Below are 18,876 nucleotides of genomic sequence, written 5' to 3'. Positions count from 1 at the left end.
CGACATGCCGAGGCCCCGCCAAGTTGGCGGGGCCTCGACCGGTTTGGTATGGCATCCGAGTTCGTATGCCGCAGAGAGGTTTTCGCAGGTCAGCAGCCTGCGCGTCGGGTCACTTGCCGGCGCGGTAGGCCGTCCACTGGGCCTGCATGCGCGAGACCTGACCGGCGGTGAACGTGTTCATGCACGAGTCGTACGTGTAGTCCATGAAGTTCTTGATGGGGTCGAGGCCGGGGCTCGTGCAGGTGTCGCGACCGGTCGGGCACTGGTAGGCGGGGCTCGCCTCGGCCGGGGTGTCGGAGACGTAGTCGCCGTTGCCGTTACAGCCGCCCTGGAACGTGTGGTAGAGCCCGGCCCAGTGGCCGACCTCGTGGGTGGCGGTGTCGCCCTGGTTGTAGTTCGTCGCGGTGCCGCCGGGCAGCGAGCCGGTGAGCACGACGACACCGTCCATCACGTCGTAGCTGTTCTTCGGGAAGGTCGCCCACCCGAGCAGGCCCTGGCCGATGTTGGCCGAGTAGAGGTTGAGGTCGGCCATCGTGCCCTTGCGCAGCGCCGTCTTCATGCTGCGCTCGGCCGACGACCCGGGGGTCACGGTGTACCAGGAGGCGTTGCTCGTGGAGTCGCTGCCGGCGAGCGTGAAGCTGAGCCCGGTGCCCGCGTAGGCGTTGTTGAGGACGCTGATCTGGCTGCTGATCTTGCTGGCGCTCACCGCTCCCTGCGAGCCGTTGGTGATGGTGTGCCAGTAGACCTTGACGTTCGCGGCGACGAAGGCGGCACCGGAGCCCGGCTTGCCGTTCGTCCCCGTCGCCTTGGCGAGCTTGCCCGAGGAGTCGCGGGTCAGCCCCTTGGCCGCGAGGGCCTGCGTCAGGGCGGCCTCGTTGGCGCGCACCTGGGCGTCGGAGAGCTCGTGCGGGTCCTTGGCCGTGCCGTGCGTGCCACGAGCACCGACCGCCGCGGGGTCGACGCACGCCGCCTTGGCGTGGCCGTCGGCCACGGGAACCGCCTGGGCCGGCGAACCCAGGGACAGGGTGGCCAGCGCGAGGGGTGCCGCAAGGACCAGGGAGCGAAGCTTCATGGGGAGACCTTTCTCGTCCGACACGGCTCCCGATCGGGTGCCGACCCCAGCGACGATAGGTACGCGAACGTCTGCCGCGGAGCCACCGAACGTAAAGAAGCCGTAAGGAATCGCCCAGCGACCCGTCCCCTGCGGCGGTCGGGTCAGGCGTCGCCGCCGTCTCCGTCGCCGCCGTCCTGCGGGTCGCGCAGGCCGTCGTAGATCTCCTTGCAGACGGGGCAGACGGGGAACTTCTGCGGGTCGCGGTTCGGCACCCAGATCTTGCCGCAGAGCGCGACGACCGGCTCTCCCGACAGGGCGCTCTCGAGGATCTTCTCCTTGCGCACGTAGTGCGAGAAGCGCTCGTGGTCGCCGGGCTCCTGGAGCTCCTCACGGACCTCCTCGCGCTCGATCGTCGCCGTGCTCGTGCCGCGCAGCGGCTCCGGCTCGAAGGGGTCGGGAGGCATCGTGCTCATGACGAGAGTGTATGCCGCCCTGCCGCGCTCCCCAGGAGTCGCTCCCCCGCCGGGTAGACCCGCCACGACGACGGCGCGGGACCGGGTCGGCCGCTCAGCAGCACGGCCTCGACACCCCCTCCGCCCCCCGGATCTGCCGTGTCGCGGTCGGGCTCGAGGCCGATGCGGCGGAGGGTCTGGCGGGCGACGGCCACCGGCGAGTCGTGCACGACGACACCCTCGCCGAGGGCGGCGACGATGCGGTCGACGACGAGCCCGTAGTGCGTGCAGCCCAACACGAGGGAACGCACTCCGGCGGGTGTCTGCGAGGCGGCATACGCGATGCACTCGTCGACCAGCCGCGGGTCGCCGCCCTCGATGGCCTCGGCCAGGCCCAGCGCCGCCACGGCATACGTCTCGACGTCGGCGGCGAACGCGTCGATGAGCCCGCGCAGGTAGTCGCTCGCCGTCGTGGCGGCCGTGGCCCAGACCGCGACGGGTCCCCCGGCTGCCGCCGCCGGCCGGATGGCAGGAACGGTGCCGATGACCGGGACGTCCGGCTCGAGCTCGGCGCGCAGGGCGTCGAGACCGTGCACCGAGGCCGTGTTGCAGGCGACGACGATCGCGTCGGGGGCGTACGGCAGGGTCGCCCGCGCAGACGCGAGGATGAGCCGCTGCACGTCATCGGGCGTGCGCGGGCCGTAGGGCATGTTGTCGGGGTCGAGCGAGAGCACGAGCCCGAGGTCAGGGCGAAGCGAGTGCAGCGCGTCGGCGTACCCCAGGAGCCCGAGCCCGCTGTCGACGAAGGCAACTCGCCTGGTCGACGCGCGGGGCCCGGGTCGCGGCTCTGCGGGCGGCACCGTGCCGGTGACGACGTCCACGTCAGTTCATCGACGGGTCGTCGGGGAAGCTCGCCACGTAGGCGAGGCTGTCACGCTGGCGCCTCAGCACGTCGCGCCAGAGGCTGCCGGGCTGGGACGTGAACGCGTCTCGCACCTCGGCGTCGACGACGTACCAGTCGCCGCGTGCGATCTCGTTCTCGAGCTGGCCGGACTCCCAGCCGGAGTAGCCGGCGAAGATCCGCAGGCCGGCGAGCTCGGCCTCGACGACCGGGGTCGGCACGTCGAGGTCGACGAGCCCGATGGAGCCGAAGAGGCGCTTCACGCCGAGCGGCTCGGGCTCGTCCCCCGGGACCGTGACGAGCCCCAGGGCCGACGACGTCGACACGGGGCCGCCCTGGAAGAGCACGTGCGGCGCGGTGACGACGCGCTGCCAGCCCGGCAGCACCGAGTCGACCTCGGCCGACAGCGGCTTGTTGAGCACGACGCCCTGGGCCCCGCCGTCGTCGTGGTGCAGCATGAGGATGACGGACCGGTGGAAGACGTCACCCTCGACGGACGGTGTCGCCACGAGCAGGCGGCCGGTGTGGAACGTCGAGCTCACGGAGCACAGCCTTCCACACCGGCGACCACTCAGAAGCGAGCGCCCCGTCGACCGCCGCGCTCGTCGTCGCCCCAGCGGGAGACGAGACCGTCGCCGCGGTCGCCCCGGCGGCCACGACGGTCGTCACGAGCGCCACCGTGGTGCGGGCGGAAGCCGCCGCGCGAGCCCTGCCGCGGACCGCGGGCGCCGGCCGGACCACGCCGGTGCTGCTTCGGGCCGGAGATGAGGCGCTGGAACTCGTCCTCGGCGATGGCGACACCACTCGGGGTCGTGGCACCGGTGGCGGCGATGATCGCGTCGCCGGGCGTGGCCCGGACGGGCGCGATCTCGAGCCCGGCCTCCTTGAGCTGGCGCTCCATCGTCTTGCGCTGGTGCGGCAGGGCGAGGGTCACGACGGTGCCCTTGTCGCCGGCGCGAGCGGTGCGGCCCGAGCGGTGCAGGTAGTCCTTGTGGTCGGCCGGCGGGTCGACCTGCAGCACGACCGAGACGTCGTCGACGTGGATGCCGCGGGCGGCGACGTCGGTCGCGACGAGCACCGGAAGGGTGCCGTCACGGAACGCGCCGAGGACGCGGTTGCGCTGGCCCTGGTTGAGCCCGCCGTGCAGCGCGGCGGCCATGACGCCCTGCTCGCGCAGCTGCAGCGCGATGCGGTCGGCGCCGAGCTTGGTGCGGCAGAAGACGACGGTGCGGCCCTCGCGGTTGGCGACCTCGGCCGTGATGACCTTCTTGTGCTGCGGGTCGATGAGGAGCACGTGGTGCTCCATCGTCTCGACCGAGGCGGTGGCGTCGTCGGTCGAGTGGACCACCGGCTCGTTCAGGTACTTCGCGACGAGGTCGTCGATGCCGCGGTCGAGCGTCGCCGAGAACAGCAGTCGCTGCCCGTCGGACGGGATCTTGTCGAGCGTCGTCGTGATCTCGGCCATGAAGCCCATCTCGGCCATGTGGTCGGCCTCGTCGAGCACCGTGATCGCGATGTCGTCCATCTCGACGGCCCCACGCTCGAGCAGGTCGTTGAGACGGCCGGGCGTGGCGATGAGGATGTCGACGCCCTTGTTGAGGGCGTTGATCTGCGTCGTGTAGCTGAGACCACCGGCGACGAGCTTGTGGCGCAGGCCGACGACGTGCACGAGCGGCTCGAGCGCGTCGGAGATCTGCATCGCGAGCTCGCGGGTCGGCGTGAGGATCAGGGCGTGCGGCCGGCGCGGGTTGCGCGGGGCCTGGGCCTCGAGCAGGCGCGCGATGACGGGGAGTCCGAAGGCGAGCGTCTTGCCGGAGCCGGTCTGGCCACGGCCGAGGACGTCCTTGCCGGCGAGCGCGTCGGGGATCGTGGCCGCCTGGATCGGGAACGGCGCGGTGATGCCCTCGCGGGCGAGGCGCTCGACGACGCGCTCGGGCAGGCCGAGGGCGGCGAAGCCGTTGTCGGCCGCGACGTCGACGGGGCCGTCGGAGATGTCGGCGCGGGTGGCCTTGGTCCAGTTGTCGGCGTCCATGCGCTCGGCCTCGGCGTCCTCGAAGCTCACCGGCGCGCGCTCGGCGTCACGGTCGAACCTCGGGCGGTCGAACGACCGGCGGTCGCCCCGGCTGTCGCGGTCGAACTTCGGACGGTCGAACTTCGGCCGGTCGAAGGAGCGACGCTCGCCGCCACGGTCGTCACGCTCGGCGCGAGGACGGTCGAACGACGGACGGTCGTCACGACGCTGGAAGCCGCGGTCACCGCGGTCGTCGCGGCGCTGGAAGCCGCGGTCACCGCGGTCGTCACGGCGGTCGAATGACGGACGGTCGTCGCGGCGCTGGAAGCCGCGGTCACCGCGGTCGTCGCGGCGGTCGAATGACGGACGGTCGTCGCGGCGCTGGAAGCCACGGTCACCGCGGTCGTCACGGCGCTGGAAGCCGCGGTCACCGCGGTCGTCGCGGCGCTGGAAGCCACGGTCACCGCGGTCGTCGCGGCGGTCGAACGACGGACGGTCGTCGCGGCGCTGGAAGCCGCGGTCACCGCGGTCGTCGCGGCGGTCGAACGACGGACGGTCGTCGCGGCGCTGGAAGCCACGGTCACCGCGGTCATCGCGACGCTGGAAACCGCGGTCACCGCGGTCGTCGCGGCGGTCGTACGAGCGGTGCTCGTCGCGGGGGGCGCGCCACTCGCGGCCACCGACGTGCGAGCTGCTCGACGAGGCCGGGCGGGAGCTCTTGGGACCGGAGAAGGAACCGGACTTGGGTCCGCCCTTGCCGGCCTGACCGCGGTGCGGCTTCTTGGCCGCGGCGGCCTTCTTCTCGGTGGACCAGCGGGCCTTCTTGGGCGCGCCGGAGGGGGTGTGCTTGGGCATTGCGTATTCAACTCTCTTCGACTCGATGCAGACTTCGCCTCGAGCCGTGAGTCACACCACGACCATGCAGACGAGCCTCAGGCGCAGAACTGTCTGCGCCCCATGTGTACCGGTCCCCGGCATCTGTGCCGTCCGGTGTTCGGATCCGCTCCGCGTCGGTGCCGGGCCGCGCCGTCTGCGCGATCTTCCGGAAGGGGTGTCACCTCGTCGGACGAGCCTGCCCGCCGGGCATCCCCGGCGCCATCTCTTCCGTCGTGATCCGAGGAGACCTCGGAGTCGGATGCCGTCCAGTCTACCAGCGACGCAGACGCGTCCCGACCACGAGCACCGCGGCGCCGAGGCCGACCCCCACGAGGTCGACCACCGCGTCCCACACGTCACCGGAGCGGCCGGGCAGCAGGAAGTGCTGCACCAGCTCGCTGACCGGGGCGTGCAGCGCGAAGGCGACGACCGCGGCCCGCACCGACCCGAGGGCGCGCCCGACGGCATACGTGGGCACGGCGAAGACGAGCAGGTGGACCACCTTGTCGGTCCAGCTGACCGGCCCCTCGATCGTCACGACGGGCCAGTAGAGGACCGCGAGCTGGACGACGACGGCTGCCACGGCGAGCGCGACGAGCACGCGGGAGCGCCGGGAGGACGGAGGGGTCGTCATGGTCACGGAGTCTAGGTAGGTTGCGACGAGGGGCCACGTGCCGCCCCGGGCCGGCCGACGAGAGGACACGAATGGGCAAGCTCAAGCGCACGGTGACCGTCAACGGCAGCGGGCGCGCCTCGGTCTCCCCCGATGTCGTTCGGCTCGACCTGCGGGTGGGTCACGACGCCGACGACGTCGCCGCGGCGCTCGCAGGGGCCACCGAGGGCATCCGCAAGGTCGGCGCCGTCGTGCGCGACCGCGGGGTCGCCGACGCCGACATCCGCACGCTCGACGCGGGGGTCAACCAGCGCTGGGACAACACCGGCACGGCCGTCGGCTTCACGGCCCAGCAGCGGCTCGCGGTCACCGTGCGTCGCCTCGAGGCGGTCGGCGAGATCCTCGAGGCCGCCGCCGCGGCCGTCGGCAACGCGCTGCTCGTCGACTCCGTGCGCCTCGACGTGTCCGACCGCTCCGGCGGGCTCCGCAAGGCGCGTGACGGCGCCTTCGCGGACGCGCGCGACAAGGCACAGCAGTATGCCGGCCTGGCGGGTGCCGAGCTGGGCGCGGTGCTCGGGGTGGCCGAGGGCGGAGCGATGCCAGTCGGCAGGCGCGAGGCGAAGTTCATGGCCGTCGCGGCCGCCTCCGACGGCGGCATGCCGGTCGAGGGCGGCGACCTCGAGCTCGTGGCGAGCGTCACCGTGACCTGGGAGCTCGTCTGAGCCTGCTGCGAGCACGGCCACCGCACGGAATACCCACCACGGCTCGTCCGTTGGGAGAGACATGGCTACCACTGACCTGACCGCGCAGTCCTTCGAGAAGACCGTCCTCGACAACGACATCGTGCTGGTCGACTTCTGGGCGTCCTGGTGCGGCCCGTGTCGCCAGTTCGCCCCGGTCTACGACGCGGCCTCGCAGAGCGGCGACAACGAGGGCATCGTCTTCGGCAAGGTCGACACCGAGGCCGAGCAGTCGCTCGCCCAGGCCGCCAACATCACCTCGATCCCGACCCTGATGGCCTTCAAGGAGGGCGTGCTCGTCTTCGCCCAGCCGGGAGCACTCCCCCAGTCGGCGCTGCAGGACGTCATCGAGCAGGTCAAGGCCCTCGACATGGCTCCGATCAAGCAGCAGATGGCCGCCGAGGCCGCGGCGCCCGAGCAGGCCTGAGTCCCGACGGCCATCCGCCGGCACACGGCATACGCAAGAGGGCGCCCCGACCGCCGGGGCGCCCTCTTCGCGTACTCCGCCGTTTCGGCTGTGCACCGGCTACGACCCCGTGATACTTGACCCACGCCGCGCGGGGGGGGCGCACGGCAGGACGGCGCGGGGAGGCACTGATGCGTGATCGGACGCACGACAAGGCGAGGCTCGCCCTCGTGGTCGCGGCGGCGAGCGCTCTGGCGCTCGGCGCCTGCTCGCAGGGCTCGCCCGCAGCGACGCCGACGGTGACGAAGACGGTCACGGCCGCGCCGTCGGTCCTCGTCTTCAACCCGGCGACGAGCGGCAAGACCCTCGCCGCTCGGATCGTGGCACGCGCCAGGGCGAGCTCGCCGTCCGACACGGTCTCGGGCGTCACATGCGCGAACTTCCCGAACCTCAAGGTGGGCACGCACACGGACTGCCACCTGACGCTCAACGGCAAGAAGGTGACGGTGCGGGCGACGTTCACCAAGGCCGACGGTCACTACGAGCTCAAGCGCGTCGCGTGACGGACGTGCGGGCTGAGGAACAGCGTGACGTGGCCACCACGAGGTGGTGGAGGTGGCGGGAATTGAACCCGCGTCCGATGACGAGAGACCAGGACTTCTCCGGGTGCAGTGCGCTACGGCTTTTCTCGGCCTCAGGGCTCGCACGCACACGTCCCCTGACAGGCCCAGTTGAGTAAGAGTCCCGCACAGCCCCCCAACATGACTGCGCAGCAAGTTTCCTAGCTGATGCCAGGCACTGAGTCGGAAACTAGCTCAGGCTGACAGACTTCGGGGCTCGCTCAGGCGGCGAGGGCGAAGTCGGTGCGCTTGGAATTGGCACCTATTGTTTTGCAAGGAGCGTTAACGAGATAACCCTGCATCCTCGACCCGCTTCCCCTGATGTGTCGACCACCGTCGAAACCGATCACCCCCATGGGGGTGTCCACGTCACGCTGTTCAGTTCTCAACCTGCTGCTCCACCGGAGTGGAGACCACAGTATGCAGGAGGAACGCTCGACGGGTCCAAGCCATTCCCGCCTCCGACCCGTGGTCGACCGGGTTCGGCCGTTCGCACCCGCCACTAGGCTGCGGGGCGTGGTCGTCGTGGACCACCGAGCCGCCCGACCCTGGAGGTCCGATGTTCCGCAAGGTTCTCGTCGCCAACCGAGGCGAGATCGCCGTCCGGGCCTTCCGGGCCGCGACCGAGCTCGGCGCCCGCACGGTCGCCGTCTTCCCGTACGAGGACCGCAAGAGCGAGCACCGGCTCAAGGCCGACGAGGCCTACCAGATCGGCGAGGAGGGGCACCCGGTCCGCGCGTACCTCGACCACGAGGCGATCGTCGCCAAGGCGGTCGAGGCCGGCGCCGACGCCATCTACCCCGGCTACGGGTTCCTCTCGGAGAACCCGCTGCTCGCGGAGGCCTGCGACGCCGCAGGCATCACCTTCGTCGGGCCGCCCGCCGCGGTGCTGCACCTGACCGGCAACAAGGCGCGTGCCATCGCGGCCGCCCGCGAGGCGGGGCTGCCCACCCTGCGCGGCTCCGAGCCGGGCACCGACCTCGACGCGCTCGAGCGGTCGGCCGACGAGATCGGCTTCCCCGTCTTCGTCAAGGCCGTGAGCGGCGGCGGTGGCCGCGGCATGCGGCGCGTCGAGGGCCGGGAGACGCTGCGCGACGCCTTGGAGGCCGCCCAGCGCGAGGCCGAGTCGGCGTTCGGCGACCCGACGCTCTACCTCGAGGAAGCGGTCGTCAACCCGCGCCACATCGAGGTCCAGGTGCTCGCCGACGGCACCGGCGAGACCGTGCACCTCTACGAGCGCGACTGCTCGCTCCAGCGGCGGCACCAGAAGGTCGTCGAGATCGCTCCGGCGCCCAACCTCGACCCCGCCATCCGCGAGAGGATGTGCGCCGACGCCGTCGCCTTCGCACGCTCCATCGGCTACGTCAACGCCGGCACCGTGGAGTTCCTCCTCGGTGAGGACGGCCGCTACGTCTTCATCGAGATGAACCCCCGCATCCAGGTCGAGCACACCGTCACCGAAGAGGTGACCGACATCGACCTCGTCGTCACCCAGATGCAGATCGCGTCGGGCGAGAGCTTCGAGACGCTGGGGCTGCGGCAGGACGACATCCGCACCAAGGGCTTCGCGCTGCAGTGCCGCATCACGACCGAGGACCCCGCCAACGGTTTCCGTCCCGACGCGGGCACCATCACCGTCTACCGCTCGGCCGGCGGCAGCGGCGTGCGCCTCGACGGCGGCACCGTCTTCGTCGGGGCGGAGGTCAGCGCGCACTTCGACTCGATGCTCGTCAAGCTCACCTGCCGCGGCATGACGTTCCCCATCGCCGTGCGACGCGCCCAGCGTGCGCTGGCGGAGTTCCGCATCCGCGGCGTCTCGACGAACATCCCCTTCCTCGAGGCGGTGCTCGGCGACCCGGTGTTCCAGCAGGGGCTGGCCACGACGACGTTCATCGACCAGCGCCCCGAGCTGCTGGCCGCGCGCGTCGGCGCCGACCGCGCCACCAAGCTGCTGACCTACCTCGCGGACGTCACGGTGAACCAGCCGAACGGTCCCGTCACGACGCGGATCCGACCGCGGCACAAGCTCCCCCAGCTTCCCGACGCACCGCTGCCGCCCGGTTCGCGCGACCGGCTCGTCGCCGACGGCCCGGAGGCCTTCGCCCGGGCGCTGCGCGAGGCGAACGACGTGGCGGTCACCGACACGACCTTCCGCGACGCCCACCAGTCGCTGCTCGCGACGCGCATGCGCACCCGCGACCTGCTCCACGTCGCCCGGCACGTCGCGCACCTGACGCCACAGCTGCTGTCGATGGAGGCCTGGGGCGGAGCCACCTACGACGTCGCCCTGCGCTTCCTCGCCGAGGACCCGTGGGAACGCCTTGCGGCGCTGCGCGAGGCGATGCCCAACATCCCCCTTCAGATGCTGCTGCGCGGGCGCAACACGGTCGGCTACACGCCCTACCCGACGGCCGTCACCGACGCCTTCGTGCGCGAGGCGGCGGCGACCGGGCTCGACATCTTCCGCATCTTCGACTCCCTCAACGACGTGTCGCAGATGCGGCCGGCCGTCGAGGCGGTGCTCGGCACCGGCACGGCCGTCGCCGAGGTCGCGCTCTGCTACACCGGCAACCTCATGTCGCCGGGAGAGCGGCTCTACACGCTCGACTACTACCTTCGCCTCGCCGAGCAGATCGTCGACACCGGCGCCCACGTGCTCGCCATCAAGGACATGGCCGGGCTGCTGCGCGCCCCGGCGGCCGCCCGCCTGGTCGCCGCCCTGCGCGAGCGGTTCGACCTGCCGGTGCACCTGCACACCCACGACACCGCCGGCGGCCAGGTCGGCACGCTGCTCGCCGCCATCGAGGCCGGGGTCGACGCGGTCGACGCCGCGACGGCCACCATGGCCGGCACGACCAGCCAGCCGTCGCTCTCGGCCCTCGTCGCGGCCACCGACGACACCGCACGGCCCACCGGGCTCGACATCGAGCACGTCTTCGCGCTCGAGCCCTACTGGGAGGCGGTGCGCCACGTCTACAAACCGTTCGAGTCGGGTCTCGACTCCCCCACCGGCCGCGTGTACTTCCACGAGATCCCCGGCGGGCAGCTGAGCAACCTGCGCCAGCAGGCCATCGCGCTGGGGCTCGGCGACCGCTTCGAGGCCGTCGAGGACATGTATGCCGCCGCGAACCGGATCCTCGGCAACATCGTCAAGGTGACGCCCAGCTCGAAGGTCGTCGGCGACCTCGCGCTCGCCCTCGTGGGTGCCGGGGCCGACCCGAAGGACTTCGAGGACGACCCCCAGCGTTTCGACATCCCCGACTCGGTCATCGGCTTCCTCAACGGCGAGCTGGGCGACCCGCCCGGAGGCTGGCCCGAGCCGTTCCGCACCAAGGCCCTGGCCGGGCGCCGGTCGAGGCCGCGCCTGACGGAGCTGACACCCGAGCAGGAGGTCGCGCTCGCCGAGACGCCGCGACGCACCCTCAACCAGCTGCTCTTCCCCGGACCGACGTCGGAGTTCGAGCGCTCGCGCGAGTCCTACGGCGACCTCTCCGTGCTCGGCACCGCCCTGTTCCTCCACGGCCTCGAGCAGGGCGAGGAGTACGAGGTCGAGATCGAGCAGGGCAAGCGGCTGCTCATCGGCGTGCAGTCGGTCGGTGAGGCCGACTCCAAGGGCATGCGCACCGTCATGTGCACCCTCAACGGTCAGTTCCGCCCCATCCAGGTGCGCGACCGGTCGGTCGAGGCCGACGTGAAGTCGGCCGAGAAGGCCGACCCCGGTGCGAAGGGCCAGGTGGCGGCGCCGTTCGCCGGGGTCGTCACGCTCGCCGTCGCCGAGGGCGACACCGTCGAACCGGGAGGCGTCGTGGCCACCATCGAGGCGATGAAGATGGAGGCGAACATCACCAGCCCCACCGGCGGCACGGTCTCGCGTCTGGCGATCGGCACGCACCAGCAGGTCGAGGGGGGCGACCTGCTGGTCGTCATCGGCTGAGCCGGATCTCCAGGGCGGGCATACCCGGCGTTCTCCTGTGGGGGCCGTCCGGGCGTGGGTACGCTCGAACGGTCGGGACGTCTGGGCAGGTGCGTGATGATCGGTCTTCAGGAGCCGAGAAGGCCCGCGGCCGGCTCGGGCCGCGGACGCGGACTCAGCGCGGCCGGATGGGCGCTCGTCATGGCGCTGTGCGCGCTCGCCATCACGGGCGGGGTGAACGTGCTGACCCGCCTGCTGCCGCCTCCGGCCACCGGCCGGGACCTCGCGGCCGTCGTGTCGACGTCGGGGGCCGGCACCATCTCGAGGCCAGGGGTCGAGGCCGATGACGCTCTCCTGACCCCCGCGCCCGCGCCGGTGCCGCCACCCAGGGCCGCTGCGCTCGAGCAGCTGACGGGCACCTGGACCGGCGTGGCGCGGCTGGGCGACCAGCGCACCCCGATGACCCTCGTCGTCACGGACTCGTGCAGCGAGGGTGCAGACTGCGGCACCCTGTCGACCGCCGACCCGGCGTGCGTCGGCACCCTCCAGCTCCTGCACGTCAGCGACGGGCCCGTCTTCGAGTTCGCGATCCCGTCGTACGCGCCCGGCAGCGCGCCCGAGTGCGTGCCCCGTGGGGACGGGGAGCTGTTCGTCCTCGGCGACGACGTGCTGGCCTACCGCACCGAGCTCGGGGAAGGCAGGACCGGCCGGCTCAGCCGCGTGCGCTAGCGGCATCGCCGTCGCCCTCGTGCCGGAGGGCACGGACAATCTCGATGGCGTCGCCGACCGAACCCGTGACGTCGGGGATCGGGAAGAGCGTGGCGCGTACGACGCGGTCGCGCCGCGCTCCCGTTCATCGCCACGGGCTACGTGCTCGTGGCCGCCGGCTTCGTCGTCTTCGGCTTCACCCGGCTCGGGGTCGGGGTGGCCGCCGCTCGGCGGGATCGTGTACGCCGCCCAGCCGAGACTGATCTGGCCCCTCTGCGGCGTCGTGGCGGGCATCGGCGCGCTGCTCGCCCTCGCGTCGGGACGTGCGGGCCGCCGGGGAGCCTCTGCTCGGACCGAGCTACCAGGAGCCGGACGACGAGCCGCCACCACCGCCGCCGGAGAAGCCGCCACCGCCGGAGAAGCCTGACGAGCCGGACGATCCCGGCGTCGACGTGAACGTGCCCGTGGAGGTCGTGGAGAACGAGTCGACCCCGTCGGCGATGCTCGTGAAGTCGGGGAACGCGTTGCCGCTCCAGACGTACCAGGTCGGCATGATGAGGGGCTGGTTCGCGGCCTCGGCCGCCTTCGCGACGTCTGCGAACGTCTTGGCCCACCGGTCGGCCACACCGAACACGACGGCATACGGGAGGTAGCGGCTGAAGATGTTGCTCGCCTCCTCGAACTCGATCTGCCCCGCCTCGGCGGTCGTGAGGTACTCCTTGAAGCCCAGCGACTGCGCGAGCACGGCCGACCCCTCGGCCGTCTTGGCGGCCATGCGGCCGCCGAGGAACCAGACGATGAGGCCCGACAGCACGAGGCCGATCCCGAGCGCGATGCCGCCGGTGAAGCCACCGCCGAGGAGGGCGCTGAGGGCGGGGCGACCGTAGAAGAGGACGAGGCCGCCGAGCACCGCGAGGACGAGTCCGAGGCCCTGCCAGACGCCGCGCTGCGTCTGCGGCGAGGACCGGAACCAGCCGCGGGTGACGACCTCCTGGTACATCTCGGACTGGATGCGCTTGAGGGTGCTGGCGAACGTGTTCTTCAGCTCGGACAGGCGGACCGTGTCGCCGCGGCTGGAGAAGACGCCGTCGAGCAGCTGGCGCTCGTAGGGCAGAAGTCGCTCGGCGGCCGGCGGCGTGAGCCGGGTGAGCGTCCAGTCGGTGCGGCTGAACATGCCGCCGGAGTCGTTCTCCTCGATGCGCAGGAAGCCGCGCACGGCGAGGTCGATCAGCGTCGCGGAGACGTCGATGGGGTTGGCGGTCTCGTCGAGAATGGTGCCGACCATGCCGGGCTGCACGCCCCTGGGCGGCTGGAACTGCACGGCCACCGTGGTGGACCCGCCGCGCACGGTGGGGGCGGCCGGTGTGCCGTCGCCGGCGGCCCCGGTGCCGAAGGACGGCGACAGGCCCGGGGTGACGTCGGCGTAGCGCTCGTCACGGCCACGGGTCCACACGAGGGTGCCCATGACGGCCAGCGCCAGCACGGGGGCGCCGATGCCACCGAGCCAGGCGGCGGCGTTGGCGGCGGGCGCCGCGGCCGACCCGACCGACGAGCCCGAGCTGCCCTGCCGCACGTCGGGCCGTACGTCGCCGAAGGCCGACGCCGGGTAGGACGCGAGGACGGACATGGCCTCACCCGACGTGAGGCCCTGCGCCGAGAACCTCGCCGGTTCGCCGGACGTGGCCTGGCACGGGGTGTCGGAGCGCGTGACGCCCTGGTAGCAGGCGACCCTCGTCGACCCGGCCGGGGCGTTGACGGTGACCGACACCCGGTCGCGCTCGGTCATCTCGTTGGCGCCGAAGACGTTGTAGTAGAGCTCGATGGTGTCGGCCGGGGCCGTGCCCGTGGCCGGCCGGCCGTCGGCGGTGATGGGGTTCAGCACGTCGTGCAGCGTGTAGTGGATCTCGTAGACCTGGGTGCCGCTCGTGAACTCGTCGGCCGACCCGATGCGGATCTCCTTGGAGGCCCCGTTGTCGCTCACGCGGAAGGCGTCGGGGGCGCCGCTCGGGCTCGAGACGTCGACGTCGGTGAGGTCGAAGTAGCGGTAGCGGTCCTCCTCGTCGTTCCAGCCCATCCGCACGACGATGTTGCGGAAGATGCCGTGCTTCTCGGCACCACTCGGGAAGCGCCACGTGATCGTCTCGGTGACCTTCATGCTCCCGTCGGGCTGGAGGTCGTAGACGGCGGCGTAGGAGTCCATCCCCTCGTCGGTGGCAGCGTGCGCGGCGACCCCCGGGCCGGCCAGCAGCACCGCGGCCGCGAGGAGCACGGCCAGCACGCCGAGGCGCCTGCCGCGCCGCACGCTCGATCCGATCATCAGGGTCCCTCCAGTCGTCGTCCCTGCATCCTGACACCGGACGCTGCCCGGGTGCGTGAGGTTCCGGGCTGGTCAGCGACGCCGGTTGGCCGCGCTCATGGCGCGGTCGGCCTCGCGACGGTCCTGCCGCTCGCGCAGGGCGTGCCGCTTGTCGTACTCCTTCTTGCCGGTCGCGATCGCGATCTCGACCTTGGCACGGCCGTCCTTGAAGTACAGCGAGAGCGGCACGATGGTGCGGCCGCTCTCGCGCGTCTTCTGCGCGATCTTCTCGAGCTCGGCGCGGTGCAGGAGCAGCTTGCGCTTGCGGCGCGGGGCGTGGTTGTTCCACGTGCCGTTGAGGTACTCGGGGATGTGGACGTTCTCCAGGTAGAGCTCGTCACCGGTGAACATCGCGAAGCCGTCGACGAGCGAGGCGCGCCCCATGCGCAGCGCCTTGACCTCGGTGCCGGACAGCACGATGCCGGCCTCGAAGGTGTCGTCGATGAGGTAGTCGTGTCGGGCCTTGCGGTTGCTCGCGACGAGCGACCGCCCCTTCTCCTTGGGCACCGGACCGTCCTTCCGACTGCGGCTGCGCGGTTCTGCTCCGCCGCGGGGCGCGGTGGGCGCACCAACGCTACCCCGAAGGGCTGCTCTTCTCAGAGCGGGTTTCGCCGGGCCTGAGGCGAGCCGTCAGAGCCAGCGGCGGGGGTTGACCGGGGTGCCGTCCTCGTAGGTGCCGAAGTGCAGGTGGCAGCCGGTCGAGTAGCCGGTGGTGCCCGAGTAGCCGATGAGCTGGCCACGCTGCACGCTGCCGCCGAACTTCACGATGCTCGACAGGTGGTTGTAGCTCGTGACGAGGTCGACGCCCCGGTGGATGCCGTGGTCGATGAGGACCTGGTTGCCCCATCCGCTCGCACGCCAGCCGGCGCGGATGACCTCACCCGGCGCGGCGGCATACACCGGGGTGCCGCAGGCGATGCCCCAGTCGAGGCCGTCGTGGAGCATCCACTTCTGCAGCACCGGGTGCCAGCGCATGCCGAAGCCGGAGGTCGTCGGGCCGTTGGCCGGGTAGGTCAGGTAGTTCGACGGCGTGTTGTCGGTGTTCTGCACGGGCGGCGGCGTCTTGGGCACGTAGACCTGACCGCGCTTCTTCGCGGCCGCAGCCTTGGCTCGCTCGGCTCGGATCTTGGCGGCCCGCTCGGCGCGCAGCTTGGCCAGCCGCTTCTGCTCGGCGATGCGGGCCTTGCGGGCGCGCTCGACGAGGATGGCCTGCAGGCGCGCGGACTCGGCACGGGCTGCGGACAGCTCGGCCGCCTCGCTCTTGCGCTGCACCGCGAGGTCGGCGGCGTAGGTGGACTGCTTCGACTTGAGCTGGTCGAGCTGGGTCTTGGCCGCGGCCGCGTTCTGGGCGGCGGTGATGGCGTTGTTCTTGGCGACGATCGCCTGGTTCTTGGCGTCGGTCGCGGCGGCGGCAGCAGCCTCAGCGCTGCGCAGGGCTGCCTCGGCCTGGCGCTTGAGCTCGGCGATCTCGCCGCGCACCGACGTGAGGTACGAGCGGGTCGAGGTGTTGTCGGCCGTCATGGCGGCGAGCTTGTCGATGGTGTCGCTCGCGACGGCGCTGGCGGTGTCGGCCATCACGAGGCGGTCGGCGAAGTCCTGCGGCGACGTCGAGCCGAAGACCATGCCGAGCTGGGACTCCTGGCTCGAGCCCTGGAAGACCTCGGCCGCGTAGGAGTCGAGGGCGTCCTGGCTGGAGACGAGGTCGGTCGCGCTCTTGGCGAGGCGCTCCTTGGCGCGCTGCTCGTTGGCCTGGGCGACCGCGAGCTTCTGGGCCACCTCCTCGTTGTGGGCGCGCGCACTGGCCTCGGCGGCGATGGCGCGTGCCTCGGTGGCCTCGGCCGCGACCTGCGCAGCCTGCGCACGTGCCTGGGTGGCTTGGGCGGAGGCGACCCGCTGCTGGGCGATCGGGAGGGCGGCGTTGGTGCGCTCGAGGTTGACGTAGGCCCGGGCGAGGGCGGCGTTGGTGCCCTCGAGCTGCTGCCCGAGCGCGGCGATCCGCTTGTCGTTGCGCTTCTTCTGGTCCGAGACCGAGTCGGCGCGTGCGGCGAGGCCGGTGCCGACCGAGACGGTGCACGCGACGACGAGGCCGGCGGCCGTCAGAGCGGTCGCGGGCCTGCGCTGGGAATCACGCCTCATGAGCCACATACGTGTCATTGGTACCACACGCCACTGGAGTTGGGGAGGGTTCGGCACGATTGTGCCGGTTCGCCCGCGGCGGCGACGGGGAATGCGTCAGACGCGCAGGTAGCGACGCAGCGTGACCCACGACGTGAGGCTCGACAGCACGACGACGCCCAGCACGACGAACGGCGCGACGTAGTAGACGTCGGCCACGCCGATGAAGGCGGTGTCGGTGAGGGTCTGGCTGAGGAAGCCGACGACGCCGTAGCGCACCGTCGCCCAGAGCATGCCCATCGCGAGCACGGCCCCGAGCACGCTGGAGAGCACCGTCTCCATGACGAACGGGAAGCGGATCGTGAAGTTCGAGGCACCGACGAGGCGCATGATGCCGGTCTCGCGTCTCCGGCTGAACGCCGTCTGCCGGATCGTCGTTGAGATGAGCATGACGGCCGCGAGCACCATGAGCGACGAGAGCGCGATGGCCGCCCACGAGACGGTGTTCATGAAGGTGAAGAACTTCTCGAGCAGCTTCTTCTGGTCCTGCACGTCGGCAACGCCGGGCATGCCCTTGATCGAGCTGGCGACGACGTCGAACTTGCCGGCGTCGTTGAGGTTCACGCGGTACGAGTCGGCGAAGTACGACTCCCCCGCCCGGGCGAGCGGCGAGTTCTTGTAGGTCTGCTTGAACCGCTCGTACGCCTCGTCGCGCGACTCGTAGTAGACCTCCTTCACCGTCGGCTTGAGCGCTTCGAGCTCGGCCTTGATCGCCTCGCGCTGGGCCTCGGTGGTCGGCTCACCCGCGCAGTTGGTGAAGCGGGTCTTCTCCGCGCAGAGCAGGACGGTGACCTGGACGCGGTCGTACCAGTAGTCCTTCATGGTGTCGACCTGCCGCTGGCCCATGAGACCGAGCCCCAGCAGGTACATCGAGATCATCGTGACGATGACGACGGAGACCGCCATCGACAGGTTGCGCCGCAGGCCGTTGCCGATCTCGCCGAGGAGGAACTGGAATCGCATGGTGTGTCTGGCTCCGTCTCGCGGTCAGCGGTCGCTCGTCTGGACGGCCTTGTGCCGCTTGAAGATCCCTCCACGAGGGCGCGGCTCGTCGGCGTCGCGGCCGATGGGCGGCAGGGCGTCGGAGTCGACCTCGGCCCCTGCATCCCCGTCGCCGTATGCCGTCGGGTCGGCGTCGTCGAAGCCGTCGGCGACGTCCGGGGTGTCGGCACCGAGCGGGCGGGGCGCCTCGTCCGGCTCGTCGAGCCGGACGCGCGGGATCGACCCGGTCGTGTAGTCGCCGGCCTCCATGTCGCTGACGAGCACGCCGCGGTCGAGCCGGATGACGCGCTTGCGCATGGCGTTGACGGTGACCGTGTCGTGCGTGGCCATGACGACCGTGGTGCCCGTGCGGTTGATGCGGTCGAGCAGCTGCACGATTCCGAGGCTCGTGTCGGGGTCGAGGTTGCCCGTGGGCTCGTCGGCGAGCAGGACCGGCGGCCGGTTGACGAAGGCGCGGGCGATCGCGACCCGCTGCTGCTCGCCGCCGGACAGCTGGTGCGGCAGTCGCTTCTCCATGCCGGCGAGGCCGACGAGCTCGAGCGTCTCGGGCACCGTCTGGCGGATGCGCGCGCGGCTGCTGCCGAGCACCTGCAGGGCGTAGGCGACGTTCTGGAACACCGTCTTGTTGGGCAGCAGCCGGAAGTCCTGGAAGACGCAGCCGATCTCGCGGCGCAGCGCCGGGACCTTGCGCTCGGGGAGCCGGTCGAGCTCGCGACCGGCGACGAGGATGCGGCCGCGCGTGGCGTCCTGCTCCTTCATGACGAGCTGCATGAGGGTCGACTTGCCCGAGCCGGACGTGCCCACCACGAAGGCGAACTCGCCCCGCGGGATCTCGAGGCTGACGTCGTCGAGCGCCGGACGGGTCGTGCGGGGGTAGGTCTTCGTCACGTTCTCGAAGAGGATCATGCGTCGGGCCTCGACTCGTACTGGACTGCAGCGGGACAGCGGTCGGGCTGGGCGGCCACCCGGGCGGCATACGTCGACGGCAAGCGTGGACGGCATACGTGGGCGGGAGCGCAGGACCGTCTCCGAGGCTACGGGCCGCGGCG

16 protein-coding genes and 1 other RNA gene are annotated in these 18,876 nt (G+C 71.5%); 5 read left to right on the top strand and 12 right to left on the bottom strand.

Translation table 11 applies throughout. The features are described 5' to 3' along the window. Positions 1 to 109: 109 nt before the first annotated feature. From ACXR8F_RS17040 to ACXR8F_RS17015, 6 genes are all read right to left on the bottom strand, one after another. Positions 110 to 1,072, bottom strand: a complete 963-nt coding sequence (locus ACXR8F_RS17040; protein ID WP_458802248.1) for a zinc metalloprotease — start codon at positions 1,070 to 1,072, stop codon at positions 110 to 112. 143 nt (positions 1,073 to 1,215) lie between these two features. Then, positions 1,216 to 1,527: a DUF3039 domain-containing protein gene (locus tag ACXR8F_RS17035; protein WP_045190282.1), complete on the bottom strand. Its 312-nt coding sequence runs from the start codon at positions 1,525 to 1,527 to the stop codon at positions 1,216 to 1,218. Then, positions 1,524 to 2,387 (bottom strand): glutamate racemase, encoded by an 864-nt coding sequence (locus ACXR8F_RS17030; RefSeq protein WP_458802245.1) that lies wholly within the window; start codon positions 2,385 to 2,387, stop codon positions 1,524 to 1,526. Before ACXR8F_RS17030 ends, ACXR8F_RS17035 begins: the two co-directional genes overlap by 4 nt. A gap of 1 nt (position 2,388) precedes the next feature. Beyond that, positions 2,389 to 2,949 carry a YqgE/AlgH family protein gene (locus tag ACXR8F_RS17025; RefSeq protein WP_045190283.1) on the bottom strand — a complete coding sequence of 187 codons (561 nt, stop codon included), beginning with the start codon at positions 2,947 to 2,949 and terminating at the stop codon, positions 2,389 to 2,391. A 29-nt stretch (positions 2,950 to 2,978) separates the two neighbouring features. Then, positions 2,979 to 5,273, bottom strand: a complete 2,295-nt coding sequence (locus tag ACXR8F_RS17020; protein ID WP_458802243.1) for a DEAD/DEAH box helicase — start codon at positions 5,271 to 5,273, stop codon at positions 2,979 to 2,981. A gap of 292 nt (positions 5,274 to 5,565) precedes the next feature. Further along, the gene (locus ACXR8F_RS17015; RefSeq protein WP_458802241.1) at positions 5,566 to 5,928 is read right to left on the bottom strand and encodes a VanZ family protein; all 363 of its coding nucleotides are present in this window, start codon (positions 5,926 to 5,928) and stop codon (positions 5,566 to 5,568) included. A gap of 71 nt (positions 5,929 to 5,999) precedes the next feature. Here ACXR8F_RS17015 and ACXR8F_RS17010 point away from each other — a divergent pair, with 71 nt between their 5' ends. From ACXR8F_RS17010 to ACXR8F_RS17000, 3 genes are all read left to right on the top strand, one after another. Next, positions 6,000 to 6,629, top strand: a complete 630-nt coding sequence (locus ACXR8F_RS17010) for an SIMPL domain-containing protein (RefSeq protein ID WP_458802239.1) — start codon at positions 6,000 to 6,002, stop codon at positions 6,627 to 6,629. 61 nt (positions 6,630 to 6,690) lie between these two features. Beyond that, the gene (gene trxA, locus ACXR8F_RS17005; protein WP_045192139.1) at positions 6,691 to 7,074 is read left to right on the top strand and encodes a thioredoxin; all 384 of its coding nucleotides are present in this window, start codon (positions 6,691 to 6,693) and stop codon (positions 7,072 to 7,074) included. Between the two features lie 170 nt (positions 7,075 to 7,244). After that, the gene (locus ACXR8F_RS17000) at positions 7,245 to 7,616 is read left to right on the top strand and encodes a DUF4333 domain-containing protein (protein WP_045192141.1); all 372 of its coding nucleotides are present in this window, start codon (positions 7,245 to 7,247) and stop codon (positions 7,614 to 7,616) included. A gap of 44 nt (positions 7,617 to 7,660) precedes the next feature. Here ACXR8F_RS17000 and ssrA read toward each other — a convergent pair. Beyond that, positions 7,661 to 8,027: a transfer-messenger RNA gene (gene ssrA / locus ACXR8F_RS16995) on the bottom strand. A gap of 205 nt (positions 8,028 to 8,232) precedes the next feature. Here ssrA and ACXR8F_RS16990 point away from each other — a divergent pair. Both ACXR8F_RS16990 and ACXR8F_RS16985 read left to right on the top strand, forming a co-directional pair. After that, positions 8,233 to 11,607, top strand: a complete 3,375-nt coding sequence (locus tag ACXR8F_RS16990) for a pyruvate carboxylase (RefSeq protein WP_458802236.1) — start codon at positions 8,233 to 8,235, stop codon at positions 11,605 to 11,607. A gap of 96 nt (positions 11,608 to 11,703) precedes the next feature. Beyond that, positions 11,704 to 12,315 carry a hypothetical protein gene (locus tag ACXR8F_RS16985; protein ID WP_458802234.1) on the top strand — a complete coding sequence of 204 codons (612 nt, stop codon included), beginning with the start codon at positions 11,704 to 11,706 and terminating at the stop codon, positions 12,313 to 12,315. A gap of 337 nt (positions 12,316 to 12,652) precedes the next feature. On the opposite strand, the gene ACXR8F_RS16980 is transcribed toward ACXR8F_RS16985, so the two are convergent. From ACXR8F_RS16980 to ftsE, 5 genes are all read right to left on the bottom strand, one after another. Beyond that, on the bottom strand, positions 12,653 to 14,611 hold the full coding sequence (locus tag ACXR8F_RS16980) for a DUF2207 domain-containing protein (RefSeq protein WP_458802232.1): 1,959 nt from the start codon (positions 14,609 to 14,611) through the stop codon (positions 12,653 to 12,655). Positions 14,612 to 14,683: 72 nt separating this feature from the next. Next, entirely contained in the window at positions 14,684 to 15,157 is a 474-nt protein-coding gene (gene smpB, locus ACXR8F_RS16975; RefSeq protein ID WP_045192145.1) for an SsrA-binding protein SmpB, read from the bottom strand. A 123-nt stretch (positions 15,158 to 15,280) separates the two neighbouring features. Further along, positions 15,281 to 16,786, bottom strand: a complete 1,506-nt coding sequence (locus tag ACXR8F_RS16970; RefSeq protein WP_458802230.1) for a peptidoglycan DD-metalloendopeptidase family protein — start codon at positions 16,784 to 16,786, stop codon at positions 15,281 to 15,283. 96 nt (positions 16,787 to 16,882) lie between these two features. Continuing rightward, complete coding sequence (ftsX, locus tag ACXR8F_RS16965) at positions 16,883 to 17,788, bottom strand: permease-like cell division protein FtsX (RefSeq protein ID WP_045192147.1); 906 nt, start codon at positions 17,786 to 17,788, stop codon at positions 16,883 to 16,885. Between the two features lie 24 nt (positions 17,789 to 17,812). Further along, positions 17,813 to 18,733: a cell division ATP-binding protein FtsE gene (ftsE, locus tag ACXR8F_RS16960; RefSeq protein WP_045192148.1), complete on the bottom strand. Its 921-nt coding sequence runs from the start codon at positions 18,731 to 18,733 to the stop codon at positions 17,813 to 17,815. Positions 18,734 to 18,876 lie beyond the last annotated feature (143 nt).

The organism is Terrabacter sp. AAH1, from assembly GCF_054456855.1.
The sequence above is the reverse complement of the archived record's forward strand: the minus strand, read 5'-3'. Positions and strand labels throughout refer to the sequence as shown.